The sequence below is a fragment of the Arthrobacter sp. GCM10027362 genome (genome assembly GCF_042679445.1).
Taxonomy (GTDB): domain Bacteria; phylum Actinomycetota; class Actinomycetes; order Actinomycetales; family Micrococcaceae; genus Crystallibacter.
The window spans coordinates 1-13,233 of sequence record NZ_JBHTML010000001.1 but is presented as its reverse complement, the minus strand read 5'-3'; the positions used below and the strand labels follow the sequence as shown (position 1 = coordinate 13,233).

Here is a 13,233-nt window from a genome sequence, read left to right as displayed (position 1 = left end):
TGAGGTGAAACTCTTGTCGAGAATCAACACCGTGCTGGGGCCGGTCTCAGCCGAAGAACTCGGTCTCGTGGCCATCCACGAGCACATCGGCTACGGCATGCCCGGCAGCGAGCTGGACACCAAGTGGTGGAAGACGCCCGAGGAACGGTACGAGGAGACCGTGCCGAAGCTGCGGAAGTTCCACGAGTACGGCGGCGGGACCTTCGTTGACGCCACCGGCATCTGCAACGGCCGCGACGTCGACTACTACAAGTCCCTGTCCGCGAAGACCGGCGTGCACATCGTGGCCTGCACCGGCTTCGTCGGCGGAGACACCGCCCTGCCGTTCTTCGCCCGGGCGTCCGTGGACTACCTGGCCCGCCACTTCATCCACGAAATCACCGTCGGCATCGGCAACACCGGGTCCAAGGCCGGCGTCATCAAGGTCGGCGTGAGCCGCGGCGGACGCATGACGGAGCTGGACAAGCGCATCTACCGCGGCGCGGCGCGCGCCGCCGTCGCCACCGGGGTGCCGGTCCTGACCCACCTGGCGATCGACGCCCGGCCGGCCGTGGACATCTTCAACGAAGAGGGCCTCCCGCTGGACCGCGTGCTCTTCGGCCATGTCGACGACGGTGTGAACGCCGAGAGCACCCCGGACACCTGGATCATCGAACAGGGCGGCCGGCTGGGCTTCGACACCTTCGGATACGAGACCGAACTGCCGGACCCGCCGTTCTGGGCCCGCCCCCGGAAGGACCGCATGGACCACTTCCTCCGCTTCGTCCAGGGCGGCCATGCCGACCAGGTCCTCGCCTCGGCCGACGCCAACTGCAGCCCGCTGGGCTGGCCGGGAGTAAAGGGCCACACCGTGAACTACATCTTCGAAGTGCTCATCCCCGACCTGCGCAACAACGGCGTCGACGAGGACACGATCAACAAGATCTTCGTCCACAACGCCGCCGCCTTCCTGTCGATCCAAAACTGACACTCCGGCAAACACATCCAGCTTTTCCAGGCACGGCCTGAACCCAGAAAGAGAACGAAAAAATGAAGGCTTCGGAACTCAAGAACCTCAGGATCGCCATCGTCGGCGCCGGGTACGGCGGCGCTGCAGCGGCCAAGGCCCTGAGCCTGCTCGGTGCGGACGTCAAGGTGTACGAGCAGGCACCCCAGATGGGGGAGGTCGGCGCCGGCATCGGCCTGCGTCCTGCCACCATGGCCCGGTTCCGCCAGTGGGGCATCTTCGACGCGATCGCGAAGGTGAGCTCGCCGAGCGACTACTTCGAGATCCTCACCGCGACCGGTGAGCCGATCATGAAGGACACCTGGCCGGAGTCCGGCGACCAGAAGCAGACCTACCTGATCCACCGTCGCGACTTCATCGAGGCCCTGACCGGCGTGCTCCCCGAGGGCATGGTGCAGCTCGGCCACAAGCTGGAAAAGATCGAGGACAAGGGCGACCGCTCCGTCCTGACCTTCGCCAACGGCAAGACCGTCGAGGCCGATCTGGTCGTCGGCGCCGACGGCATCAGGTCCATCGTGCGCCAGCAGTTGTTCAGCGCCAAGGGCCCGGTGTTCTCCGGCGAGCACGCCTACCGCTCCGTGATCTCCCTCGACGACGCGCACGGGATGGTCTCCGATGACAACCTCCGGATGTACATCGGCAAGGGCACGAAGGTCTACCTGCTGCCGCTGCGCCACCGCAACCAGCTGTCCTTCGACATCACGGCGCTGAACCGGGACAGCGCCTGGGCGCCCGACATCTCGAAGGACGGCCTGCTGGCGACCGTGGAGGGCTTCGACGAGCGGATCGTGGAGATCACCCGTGGTCTGGACCTGGATTCGGTCACTATCCGTTCCGTCTGGGACATCGACCCGGTCGACACATGGCACTCGGACTCCGTCGTTATCATGGGTGATGCGGCCCACTCGATGCTGCACCACCAGGGCCAGGGTGCCAACTCGGCCATCGAGGACGCGGGCGCCCTCGCCGACGCCCTCGCCGAGGCCGGCTCCGTCAAGGAGGCCCTGGCCCTTTTCCAGGCGACCCGCAAGCCGGTGACCGACGAACTGCAGCGCATCTCGCGCCAGGGCTGGACCGAGGACGAGGTCAACGACGTCTTCCCCGGGCAGAAGCCCGCCTCGCAGCAGCCGCAGACTCACTCGGAGGCGTAACGCGGTGCCGATCCATCCCGAAATCGCCAAGGTCCTGGCCACCCTGCCGGCGCCCGAGGGCTCGCCGCTGAACCCGGAGGCCATGCGCGCGGGCGAGGCCGCGCAGGTCCCCCCGCCCGGGGACCGGCTGCCGCTGCACGCGGTCGAGGACCTTACGGCGGCGACGCCGTCGGGCGAGGTCCCGGTGCGGATCTACACCCCGGTCGAAGCGGAGGCCTACGGCCTGCTGGTGTACTTCCACGGCGGCGCGTTCTTCCTGGGCAGCCTGGATACCCACGACCACGTCGCGCGGTCGCTGGCCAAGGAGACCGGCTACAAGGTCATCTCGGTCGGCTACCGCCTGGCCCCGGAGGCCGCCTTCCCGGCCGGCCTCGACGACTGCTACGGCGTGGTCCGCTGGGCGGCCGGGCAGGGCGGGAGCCTGAAGTGGGACGGGAAGAACCTCGCCCTCGCCGGCGACAGCTCGGGCGGGACCTTCGTGGCCGCCGTCGCCGCGAAGGCCCACGATGACGGGTTCTTTGCGCTCACGCACCAGGTCCTGTTCTACCCGTCCCTGGACCTGGACTTCGACGTCGACCGCTACGCCTCGCTGCGGGAGAACGCCAAAGGGTACGGCCTGGAGACGGCGGCCCTGTTGCCCTTCAACGCCTTCTACATTGACAGCGGGGCGGATCCGGCGGATCCGCTGGTCTCCCCCATCAAGCGCGAGGACCTCGCCGGGCTGCCGCCGGCCCTGGTCATCACGGCCGAGTACGACCCGCTGCGGGACGAGGGCGAACTCTACGGCCGGCGCCTGCAGGAGGCCGGCGTGGACGCGACCATCAGCCGCTACGCGGGGGCCAACCACGGCTTCGTCGCGAACTTCTCCTGGATCCCGGAGTTCTACCGGGCCTTCCAGGAGACGGCCGAGTTCCTGAACCGGGACTGACCCGGGCCCGGCCCCCATCGCCTCGCACCCCGGCGGCACGAGCCTTCCGGCTCGTGCCGCATGCCGCGGCACGGTTAACCACCGGGAACAATTGCCATGACCACAATCAACATCAAGGACTTCATCAGCGAGGCGGGATTCAGCCGCTTCCACGCCGGAATGCTGTTCTGGGCCTGCTTCATCATCACCTTCGACATGTATGACCTCGTCGTCTACGGATCGGTCCTGCCGGTCCTGATGAAGGAGTGGTCCCTGGGACCCGTCCAGGCCGGGGCCATCGGCAGCTACGGACTTGTCGGGATGATGGCAGGTGCCATCCTGTTTGGGATCCTGGCGGACCGGTTCGGCCGCAAGCGGATGCTCACGGTCAGCATCATCCTCTTCAGCGCCGCAACGGCCCTCTGCACCATCGCCCCCCCCCCGGACCGGTCCTGTTCTCGGTCCTCCGCGCCCTGGGCGGCCTGGGGATCGGCGGCATCCTGCCCAGCGTCATCGCCATGCTGACCGACTACGCGCCGAAGAACCGGGCCAACACCATGGTGGCGATCGCCATGTGCTTCTTCTCCGTCGGCGGCATCCTGGCCGCCTGCGTCTCCCTGCTCCTGCTGCCCGCATTCGGCTGGCAGAGCGTCTACCGGGTTGCCGCGCTCCCGCTGCCCTTCCTGCCGTTCATGGCCAAGTACTTCCTCGATTCCCCGGCCGCGCTGCTGGAGAAGGGGCGGTTGGACGACCTGCGTTCGGCTCTGGCCAGGGTCAACGGCCAGGCGGAACTTCCGGCGGCGGTGGCATTCACCGCGCCCCGGGAGAAGGAACCGGGCAGCCCGGTGGGTGCGCTGTTCAAGAACCGCCGCGCGCTCGGGACACTGATGACCTGGATTGCGTTCTTCATGTGCCTGCTGATGGTCAACGGCCTGACCACCTGGCTGCCCAAGCTGATGGTGGAGGCCGGGTACGCCCTGGGCTCCAGCCTGACCTTTATGATCGTCCTGAACGTGGGGGCCATCGTCGGCACCCTGGTGCTGGGCCGGCTCGCGGACACCTGGGGCGTGAAGAGGGTGCTCATCCCCATGTTCGTGATCGCCGCGGTCTCGCTGACCCTGCTGGGGTTCGGCAGCAACATGGCGGTCCTCCTGCTGCTGGTGGCCGTCACCGGGGCCTGCACGATGGGAGCGCAGAACATTTCCTACGCCTTCGTCTCCCAGTACTATCCGTCCTTCATGCGCTCGACGGCGATCGGCCTGGCCTCGGGTGTCGGGCGGATGGGCGCGATCGTCGGCCCGACGTTCGGAGGCGTCCTCCTGACGCTCAGCCTGCCGGTCCGGATGAACTTCCTCTTCTTCGCCATCCCCGGCGTCATCGCGGCACTGGCCTTCCTGTTCGTGCCGTTCTCCCGGGGGAAGGGCCAGGCAGCAGGCAGCACCGGGGCTGCCGCCGAGGACACCGCGGCCCCCGCCTCGTGAGGCAGCGCCGCAGGACGGCGGTCTGACAAAACGGCGGCGGCACGCATCCTTCGATGCGTGCCGCCGCCGCACTCCCGGCGATGGTGCGGGAAGCACCGCAGGCGCCCCGCGCCCGGAAGGTCACTGCGCCGCGGTGAACCGCCGAAGGTAGCCGTCGAGCGTCGTGAAGAACGGAGACGGTTCCAGCGTCGGGTCCCCGGTGTAGCCGAGCTCCTCGGCCACCGGGGCGAACGGGGAGTACCCCGAACCGGTCTCCCGCAGGCCGTCCTGCAGGTACCGCCGGGCGGCCTCGGCGATGCGGGCCTCGAGGTCGAGGCTCTGCTGGAGGGCCTGCCGGGCGCGGTCCCGGTCCAGCCCGATCCCGTAGGGCTCCCCGTCCGGGCCGCGGTACGGGTGGCCCAGGAACAGACGGTTCGGCCGGACTCCGTCGCGCAGGTACTCCAGGCTCGCCCGGTAGCCGGCCGGGTCCTCGTAGCCCGGGAAGCCGTTGGCGGCGCCGTGGGCCTGCACGGCGTCGCCGACGAAGACGTCGTCCTGCCCGCCGATGACGTAGGCCACGGAGCCGGCCGTGTGACCGGGAATGTGGTGCACGGTCACGGAGACGTCCCCGCCGAGGGAGAGGACCTCCCCGCCCCGCACCAGGAGGGTCGGCTCCATCTCGCCGGAGATGGCCTGCCCGGCCATCCCGGTCTGCCTGGCCTCGCCCTCCGGGTCCTTCAGGTACTTCTGCCGCACGTCGAGGTAGTGGTCCACGTGCGCCCGCCGGGAGCGCAGCAGGTGCGCGTCGGCCTCGTGGATCACCACCTGCGCGCGGCGGCCGGTGAGCTCCCACAGGGCGTGCGCGCCGCCGAGATGGTCGATGTGGCCGTGGGTCAGCAGGATCCAGCGCACCTCCTCGATGCTGCGGCCCAGCTTCTCGAGCGCGGGGGCCATGCCCTCGACGGGCGACGAGGCGATCCCGGTGTCGACAATGGCCGGCTCGGGCGCGTCAATGAAGAAGCTGTAGAGGCCGAAACGGCCCCAAGGCGACACCAGCGGATGGACCTTCACTTCCTGCGTCATCATTCTCTCCTCAGTGGACCGCAGCGACATGTGGTCTTGCCCACAACAACTTTATTATAATAATATGCTTATGTCACGCTCTGGAGAGCATGTCTGCCAGCGGGACACCTGGCACTCGAACGTTGACAAGGAGTTGCACACGCATGACCGATTTCAGGACGTGGAATGCCGGTGGGGAGACGATTGCCATCCGCAAGGACCTCCGGGTCCCGATGCGCGACGGTGTCGAGCTGGCCGCAGACGCCTATCAGGGCCTCGAGGACAAGCCGCGCCCGGCGCTGGTGGCCCTGAGCCCCTATGGCAAGGAGCTGCAGGCGCTCGCCCTCACCACCCCTCCGCAGCGCCGCCCCAGCCCGATGTGGGACGGCTGCATCGAGGCCGGCGACATCGCCCGCATCGTCAAGGAGGACTACGTCCACGTCATCGGCGATCTGCGCGGCTCCGGACATTCCGGCGGCGAGCACATCGGCAACTACAACGCCGGCGGCGTATCCCTGGGCCAGGACGCGTACGACTTCATCGAGTGGGTTGCCGGGCAGCCGTGGTGCGACGGCAATGTCGGCATGGTCGGCATCTCCTACTTCGGCTCCATGCAGGTCCTCGCCGCGGCCGAGCGCCCGCCGCACCTGAAGGCCATCTTCGTCTCCGGCGGCCACTACGACTTCTACGAGACCACCTACCACGGCGGCATCATGTGGTTCATGCCGCGCGCCGCCCGCGAGGGCCGCGGCGGCGACTCCGGCTGGGCCTTCACCGACAGGGTCAGGTCCCGCATGATCGAGAAGTACTCCCCCGAGCAGCTGACAAAGCTCGTCGAGCAGCGCCTGCAGGATCCGGACGTCGCTGCCTGGCCGAACCTGGTGCACGTGCTGAACTACCCCAGGAACCACGAGGCATGGTTCGACATCGTGATGAACGAGCTGGACGGGGACTGGTACGAGGAGCGCAACCCCATCACGCTGGCCCCGAACATCGACATCCCGGTCTGGCTGCAGATCGACCAGGGCCGCGGCTGGACCCTGGACGGCACCATCGAGCTGTTCAACTCGCTGAAGGGACCCAAGAAGCTGGACATCGGCCCCTACCCGCCGATGCAGTCGCGGCCGTTCATCGAGGAACACGACAAGATGTTCCGCTGGTACGACTACTGGATCAAGGGCATCGACAACGGCGTCATGGACGAGCCGGCCGTGAGCGTCTTCGTGGAGGGTTCGCGCCAGGTGGTGACCGCCGGTCAGTGGCCGCCGAAGGAAGTGGAGTACAAGTCCCTGTACCTGCGCCCGCGCCACAAGCTGTCCCCGGAACCCGAGCCGATGGGCGCCGAATACGCCGCCCCGGACGGCTTCTACCAGGCCCCGCTGACGGTGACCGACAAGGTGGAGATCATCAGCTGGAGCACCGAGCCCTTCGAGCAGGACACGGAAATGATCGGCACCGGTGCCGCGCACCTGTTCGCCGAGATCGACCAGCCGGACACCAACTTCATCCTGCGCCTGTGGGACGCCGCCCCGACGGGCAGGCGCCAGCTGATCACCACCGGCTACCTCAAGGCCTCCCACCGCGAACTCGACGAGCGCACGACCGAGGGCAACCCGTACCACCCGCACACTCGTGCCGTGCCGGTGGAGCCAGGGAAGATCGAGGAGTACGTGCTGCGCCTCTACCCGTTCGCGAACACATTCAAGCCGGGACACCGCCTGGTCGTGGAACTGTCCAACGGCGAGCCGCTGGCCGACGAGCACAACGCGCTGCTGCCCCCGGATGCCTTCCACCTGCCGGTGGGCCGGCCCGTCACGCACAAGATCTACCGCGACGCCGCCCACCACTCCCGGCTGGTCCTGCCGTTCACCGCACGCAAGGCGGCGGGGCAGTAGCCGAACCGGGGACGCCCAGGGCGCCGGAAAGCGGATGCCCGCTTCCCGGCGCCCTGGGCATGTTGGGCCGGACGACGCCGGAGGCGTCACCGGTACGGGCTTCGCGCCCCGCCGGTGGCGGCGCTGCGAAGCCCCGGGGGTTATGCCTCGACGATGATGACCGTGACCACCGGCTTGCGCCGCAGCGACCGGTCGGACCAGCGCAGCAGCGCGTCGGCGATGGCCTGTTCGGCCTCCGGCCCGGTCTTCTTGCCCTTGAGCCCGGCGAGGGTCTTCTCCACGATGTCGCTGGCCTTGTCCAGTTCCTTGGCCGCGGGCCTGAACCCGACGGGGAAGAACTCGGGGTCCTCCTCGAGCTTTCCGGTGTCCGGGTTGACGATGGCCAGCACGGTGACCCCGCCGTCCTCAGCCAGGCGCAGGCGGTCCTGCAGGGACTCCTCGGTGGCGGCGCCGGGGATCATGTTCTCGACGTAGATGTATTTCGCCGGGATGCTGCCGGCCACCCGGGCCACACCGTCCTGGAGGTCGATCACGGTGCCGTCCTCGACGATCAGCGCGCGCGCCGGGTCGACGCCGGTGCGGACCGCCAGTTCGGCGTTGGCCTTCAGGTGCCGGTGTTCGCCGTGGACCGGCACCACGTTGCGCGGGCGGACCAGGTTGTAGCAGTAGACCAGTTCGCCGGCGCTGGCGTGCCCGGAGACATGGACCTTGGCGTTGCCCTTGTGCACCACGTTGGCGCCGCGCTTGGTCAGGTCGTTGATCAGCCGGTAGATGGACGACTCGTTGCCGGGCACCAGCGAGGACGCCAGCAACACGGTGTCGCCGTCGGTCAGGTCGATCTCATGGTCGCCGCCAGCCATGCGCGCCAGGGCGGCCATCGGCTCGCCCTGGGAACCGGTGCAGATGATGACGGCCTTGGTCGGCGGCATCTTGTCGATTTCCTTGAAGTCCACCAGGATGCCGCGCGGTATTTTCAGGTAGCCAAGCTCGCGCGCCGTCGTCATGTTGCGCACCATGGAACGGCCCACGAAGGCGACCTTGCGCCCGTACTTGTGCGCGGCGTCGATCACCTGCTGGATGCGGTGCACGTGGGACGCGAAGCTGGAGACAATCACCCGGCGCGGCGCCGTGCGCATCACCGTGTCGATGGCCGGCGCCAGCTCCTGCTCGGAGGCCATGAAGCCCGGGACCTCCGCGTTGGTCGAATCCGGCAGGAACAGGTCCACGCCCTCCTCGCCCAGCCGCGCGAAGCCGGCCAGGTCGGTGATCCGGCGGTCCAGCGGAAACTGGTCCATCTTGAAGTCGCCGGTGGCCAGGACCAGCCCGGCCCCGGTGCGGATGGCCACGGCCAGCCCGTCCGGAATCGAGTGGTTCACGGCCAGGAACTCCAGGTCGAAGGGCCCGAACTTCTTCCGGTCCCCCTCCTTGACGTGCACCATCTTGGCGGTGATCCGGTGTTCCTGGAGCTTGGTCTTGAGGAAGGCCAGCGTCAGCTTGGCGGAGATCACCGGGATGTCCCGGCGCTCCTTCAGCAGGTACGGCACACCGCCGATGTGGTCCTCGTGCCCGTGGGTGAGGACCAGGCCGACGACGTCGTCCAGCCGCTCGCGCAGGTAGGAGAAGTCTGGCAGGATGACGTCCACGCCCGGGTGCTGTTCCTCCGGGAACAGCACCCCGCAGTCGACGATCAGCAGCTTGCCGCCGTATTCGAACACGGTCATGTTCCGGCCGATCTCGCCGAGACCGCCAAGCGGTACGATGCGCATGGCCCCCTTGGCAAGCTGCGGCGGGCCCGCCTTCGCGGGGGCGGTCATGGCGTGGGGGTGGTGTGCAGTCCTGCTCATGCAATCCGTTCTCTGTGGTGTGCGGCGGCGGACGGCAATGCCCGGTGCCGGCTGGCCAGCGATATTGTGCTCTGAGGCCGAAACGCCCTGCGGCGGGCCGGCGGCCGGTCCCGCAGCGGAAAGCGGCGGAACGGCATACTTCCGTCTGACTTTACCACTGCACCCCCGGCGGGCCTGCCCGGGAGCGCGGATCGTAGAATTTCCGGTTGCCCGCCTCCCCCTCGATCCTGAGACTGGTGGAGTGACTTGCGGGGCCTGGAGCTGGCACCGTGGACGGCACCTGGAGGCGGGGGCGAAGTGAAGATAACGGCACCGGTGGAGGTCGGCCTGGACGAGGTCGTCGCCCGGGCTTCATCCCTGGCGGTTCCCGGTGAGCGCCGCATCCTGGGCATCGTCGGGGCGCCCGGGGCGGGCAAGTCCACCCTGGCCGGGCAGCTGGTGGCGGCCCTGGGCAGCGAGCGCGCCGTGCTCGTGCCGATGGACGGGTTCCACCTGGCCAACTCCGTGCTCGAGGAGCTGGGCCGGCGGGACCGCAAGGGTGCCATCGACACCTTCGACGACGCCGGCTTCGCCTCCCTGCTGGAACGGATCCACGCCCAGCGGCCGGACTCCGCGGAAATCATCTATGCCCCGCACTTCCGGCGCGACCTCGAGGAGCCGATCGGGTCCTCGCAGCCGATCCACGGGCGGATCCCGCTGGTCATCACCGAAGGCAACTACCTGCTCCAGGACAGCGGCGCCTGGCCGCGGGTGCGCGCCTGCCTGGACGAGGCCTGGTTCATCGCCCCCGAGGAGCCGCTGCGCCACGCGCGGCTGATCAAACGGCACGAGCACTACGGCAAGTCCCCGGAGGAGGCGCGCCGCTGGGCGCTGGGCAGCGACCAGCACAACGCGGAACTGATCGAGGCGTCCGCGGGACGGGCGGACTGGATCATCCGGCTGCGCTGAGTTCCGACCGCGGCGGTCCGGATCCGGCCGCGGAAGCGGGACGCCCCGGAACGCGGCCCCCTTCAGGGCTGCGGGGGCCGGCAGCGGACCAGCGACAGGCGGCCGTCCACGTCCAGGTCCCCGGCCGCAAACGGGACCGCCACGGTATCGCCCCGGGCCAGGGGCGAGGCCGGGGCGTTGGCCGGGGTGAGCGTGCCGGCTCCGTCAAGGACCACGAGGACGCCGAAGCCGGCGTCCAGCCGTTCGGCGGCTCCGGAAATCTTCAGCCGTTCGGCCCGGAAGTATTTCTTGCTCAGGTCCGCCAGCGTTCCGGCCCCCAGACCCTGCCGGATGACCAGCTGCCTGATCGCGTCGGCCGGCCAGCCGCGCAGGTCCGCGGCCTCCAGCGCGGTGCCGAACCCCAGCCCCAGGTGGCCCTCGGCCTCGCCGTCGACGGCAAAGCCCTTCCACTCCAGCAGGATCGACAGGTCCTCCGGTTCCTGCACCTCGGCAATGAACACCCCGGCACCGATGGCATGCGGCAGCCCGGGCGGCACGTAGACGCTGTCGCCCGGCGCGACGTCGAGCGTGTGCATGGCCTCAAGCATGGCCTCGGTGTCCTGGCCGGCCACCCAGGCGTCCAGCTCGGCGCGGTCCACGTCCCGCCGGAAGCCGAGGTGGACCGGTCCGCCGTCCAGGATGTACCAGGCCTCGGCCTTGCCGTGGCGGCGGCCCAGGTGCGCCTGCGCGAACGGCTGCCCGGGATGGAGGTGGACCGGCAGCCGCTGGCCGGCATCGAGCAGCTTGACCAAGAGCTTGGTGTCCGCACCCCAGGCGGCGACGTGGTCCGGTCCCAGCCACGCCTGCGGGTCCGCCTCGACCACGTCGATGAACCTCCGGCCGTCCGGCAGGCGGCTCAGGCCGGTTTCCGCCGCGCCGAACAGCGTCGTGGTGGAGGCGATCCAGTCTTCGGGCACCCGGTCACCGGGTGCTGCCGTGCCCCGCAGCGCGCGGATTTTTCCGCCGCCCCGATAGAAGCGGTCCGGCGGCTGGTTGCTGCCCAGGTAGACGGGGGCGGTCATGGCGTTCCTCCTGGTTCGTGACACTGCGATTGTGCCGGGTCATGCGCGGAAAGCACAGGGTTGGGCCGATTTCCTGCTCAGCCCCTCCTGCAGAGGAGGTCCGCAGGTGCTGGACGGCCTCGTCGGTCCTACCGGGCGCAGGGCCGGGACACGCCTGCGCACGCACCCAAGCGGGGGCGGCATAATCGAAGCTACGGACGCAGGGAGCGCCGCGGAATTCAACGACTTGCGCAAGGGGAGGCCGCCGGGTGCAGGAGAAGCTGTGGACCAGGAATTTCGTGCTCGCGATCGGCGCGAACCTGTTCATCTACATGGTCTTCTACCTGCTGATGACCTCCATGGCGCTGTATGCGGCCGAGCGGTTCCGGGCCGCCGACAGCGTCGCCGGCTTCGCCTCCAGCGCCTTCATCCTCGGGGCCCTGGTCTCGCGCTTCTTCGCCGGACCGCTGCTTGACGCCGCCGGCGGGCGCCGGGTCCTGCCGGCGGGCCTGGCGGTGTTCACGGCGGTGTCCCTGCTCTACATTCCGGCCGGCTCGCTGGCACTGCTGCTGGTGCTGCGCCTTATCCACGGCGTCGCCTTCGGGGTGGGCCACACCGCGGTCACCGCCGGGGTGCAGGCCCTGATCCCGGCGGCCCGGCGCGGGGAAGGCACCGGCTACTTCGCGGTGTCCACCACCGCGGCCACCGCCCTGGGGCCGCTGCTGGCGGTGCTGCTGGCGGACGGCGGCGACTATAACGGCGTGTTCCTCTTCTGCGCCGGCTGTTCGGCGGCCGCCTTCACCGTCTCCCTGTTCCTGCGCCTGCCCGAGCGCCGGCCGGCCGGGAACCCGGCCGCCGCCGGGCACGGCCCGGGCGGCAAACTGCATAGACAGCGCCGGACGCCCCGCGCGGTGCTGGCGGCGATCTTCGAGCCGGCGGTCCTGCCGATCGCCGGCGTGATCCTGGTCGGCGGCCTGGCCTATTCCGGGGTGCTCTCCTTCCTGACCTCGTATGCCCAGTCGCGCGGGAGCGCCCCGGCCGCGGCACTGTTCTTCCTCGTCTTCGCCGCGGCCGTGCTGGCCTCGCGCCTGGTCGCGGGGCGGGTCCAGGACCGCCGGGGCGACAACGTGGTGATGTACCCGGCGCTGGTGGTGTTCGCCGCCGGGCTGGGGCTGCTGGCGCCCGGGACGTCTGCCGGGACCGTCGTCGCCGCCGGCATCCTGACCGGCCTCGGCTTTGGGAGCCTGATGCCGTGCACCCTCGCCATTGCGGTCAGCCAGGTGCCGGAGCGGCGGCTGGGCACCGCCATCGCCACCTACTACCTGATGCTCGACGTCGGCACCGGCTTCGGCCCGGTGGTCCTGGGTCTGCTGGTGCCGCGGGCCGGGTTCGGCGGCATGTACGCTTCGCTGGGGGTGCTGATGCTGGCCTGCATCGGTTTGTACTACGGGGTGCACGGCAGGAAACGGCAGCCGGCAGGCCACCGCCTGGAAGTCTGACGCCACGGCCCGGGGAACCGGGCCGTGCTGCCGCAGTCAGTGGCGCCAGCGGATGACGAAGGACCGGACGAGGACGGCGGCGGCGGCTGTCCCGGCGGCCGCCCAGATGAACAGCCGCGCCCACTCCACCGCGGCGCCGGCGGCAGAACCTTCCGGATAGTGCGGCAGCAGCGCCGCCTCCACGGCCGCACCGACGGGCACGGTGAGTCCGGCCAGCAGGCCCGTCAGCCGGGGACGCCCGATCCGGCTGCCCACGGCGCCGAGGACCAGGCCCAGGACCGTGCAGGCGGCCCACCAGAACCGCAGCTCGTGCCAGAACCCGGCGAACGCTGCCTGGCGCAGGAACGCATCCATGCCGTAATACGCCGTCGTGGCCGCCGCCAGCGCCAGCACCCCGGCCACCGACCCGGCCACGCGCGTG

General features: G+C 69.6%; 12 protein-coding genes. 8 read left to right on the top strand and 4 right to left on the bottom strand.

Annotated features, from left to right (window positions below; genetic code table 11):
- The first annotated feature begins 4 nt into the window (after positions 1 to 4).
- The 5 genes from ACFQ36_RS00060 (at position 5) to ACFQ36_RS00040 (ending at position 4,545) form a co-directional block, all read left to right on the top strand.
- Positions 5 to 967, top strand: a complete 963-nt coding sequence (locus ACFQ36_RS00060) for a phosphotriesterase (RefSeq protein ID WP_377009315.1) — start codon at positions 5 to 7, stop codon at positions 965 to 967.
- Positions 968 to 1,029: 62 nt separating this feature from the next.
- A complete protein-coding gene (locus ACFQ36_RS00055; protein WP_377009313.1) occupies positions 1,030 to 2,157 on the top strand; it encodes an FAD-dependent oxidoreductase in 1,128 nt (375 codons plus the stop codon).
- Between the two features lie 4 nt (positions 2,158 to 2,161).
- Complete coding sequence (locus ACFQ36_RS00050) at positions 2,162 to 3,085, top strand: alpha/beta hydrolase (RefSeq protein WP_377009311.1); 924 nt, start codon at positions 2,162 to 2,164, stop codon at positions 3,083 to 3,085.
- A gap of 96 nt (positions 3,086 to 3,181) precedes the next feature.
- Positions 3,182 to 3,589, top strand: a complete 408-nt coding sequence (locus tag ACFQ36_RS00045) for an MFS transporter (RefSeq protein ID WP_377009309.1) — start codon at positions 3,182 to 3,184, stop codon at positions 3,587 to 3,589.
- Positions 3,487 to 4,545 (top strand): MFS transporter, encoded by a 1,059-nt coding sequence (locus ACFQ36_RS00040; protein ID WP_377009487.1) that lies wholly within the window; start codon positions 3,487 to 3,489, stop codon positions 4,543 to 4,545. The genes ACFQ36_RS00045 and ACFQ36_RS00040 overlap by 103 nt, the downstream gene beginning before the upstream one ends.
- Positions 4,546 to 4,665: 120 nt before the next feature.
- Here the strand turns inward: ACFQ36_RS00040 and ACFQ36_RS00035 are convergent, their stop codons facing one another.
- On the bottom strand, positions 4,666 to 5,607 hold the full coding sequence (locus ACFQ36_RS00035; protein ID WP_377009307.1) for an MBL fold metallo-hydrolase: 942 nt from the start codon (positions 5,605 to 5,607) through the stop codon (positions 4,666 to 4,668).
- Positions 5,608 to 5,750: 143 nt separating this feature from the next.
- Here ACFQ36_RS00035 and ACFQ36_RS00030 point away from each other — a divergent pair, with 143 nt between their 5' ends.
- On the top strand, positions 5,751 to 7,481 hold the full coding sequence (locus tag ACFQ36_RS00030) for a CocE/NonD family hydrolase (protein ID WP_377009305.1): 1,731 nt from the start codon (positions 5,751 to 5,753) through the stop codon (positions 7,479 to 7,481).
- A 140-nt stretch (positions 7,482 to 7,621) separates the two neighbouring features.
- Here ACFQ36_RS00030 and ACFQ36_RS00025 read toward each other — a convergent pair whose 3' ends face one another.
- Positions 7,622 to 9,247 carry a ribonuclease J gene (locus tag ACFQ36_RS00025; protein ID WP_377009484.1) on the bottom strand — a complete coding sequence of 542 codons (1,626 nt, stop codon included), beginning with the start codon at positions 9,245 to 9,247 and terminating at the stop codon, positions 7,622 to 7,624.
- A 375-nt stretch (positions 9,248 to 9,622) separates the two neighbouring features.
- Between ACFQ36_RS00025 and ACFQ36_RS00020 the strand changes: the two genes are divergently transcribed.
- The gene (locus ACFQ36_RS00020; protein ID WP_377009303.1) at positions 9,623 to 10,273 is read left to right on the top strand and encodes a nucleoside/nucleotide kinase family protein; all 651 of its coding nucleotides are present in this window, start codon (positions 9,623 to 9,625) and stop codon (positions 10,271 to 10,273) included.
- Positions 10,274 to 10,335: 62 nt separating this feature from the next.
- Here the strand turns inward: ACFQ36_RS00020 and ACFQ36_RS00015 are convergent, their stop codons facing one another.
- Entirely contained in the window at positions 10,336 to 11,334 is a 999-nt protein-coding gene (locus ACFQ36_RS00015; RefSeq protein ID WP_377009301.1) for a class I mannose-6-phosphate isomerase, read from the bottom strand.
- A 248-nt stretch (positions 11,335 to 11,582) separates the two neighbouring features.
- Between ACFQ36_RS00015 and ACFQ36_RS00010 the strand changes: the two genes are divergently transcribed.
- Entirely contained in the window at positions 11,583 to 12,812 is a 1,230-nt protein-coding gene (locus tag ACFQ36_RS00010; RefSeq protein WP_377009299.1) for an MFS transporter, read from the top strand.
- A 36-nt stretch (positions 12,813 to 12,848) separates the two neighbouring features.
- Here the strand turns inward: ACFQ36_RS00010 and ACFQ36_RS00005 are convergent.
- Positions 12,849 to 13,233, bottom strand: a 385-nt coding sequence (locus ACFQ36_RS00005; RefSeq protein WP_377009297.1) for a hypothetical protein, incomplete at its 5' end; no start/stop codon positions are given.

Excerpts from the sequence above, each read along its gene's own strand:
- ACFQ36_RS00035 (WP_377009307.1), bottom strand. The coding sequence starts at position 5,607 with ATGACGCAGGAAGTGAAGGTCCATCCGCTGGTGTCGCCTTGGGGCCGT.
- ACFQ36_RS00015 (WP_377009301.1), bottom strand. The coding sequence starts at position 11,334 with ATGACCGCCCCCGTCTACCTGGGCAGCAACCAGCCGCCGGACCGCTTC.
- ACFQ36_RS00055 (WP_377009313.1), top strand. The coding sequence starts at position 1,030 with ATGAAGGCTTCGGAACTCAAGAACCTCAGGATCGCCATCGTCGGCGCC.
- ACFQ36_RS00025 (WP_377009484.1), bottom strand. The coding sequence starts at position 9,247 with ATGCGCATCGTACCGCTTGGCGGTCTCGGCGAGATCGGCCGGAACATG.
- ACFQ36_RS00030 (WP_377009305.1), top strand. The coding sequence starts at position 5,751 with ATGACCGATTTCAGGACGTGGAATGCCGGTGGGGAGACGATTGCCATC.
- ACFQ36_RS00045 (WP_377009309.1), top strand. The coding sequence starts at position 3,182 with ATGACCACAATCAACATCAAGGACTTCATCAGCGAGGCGGGATTCAGC.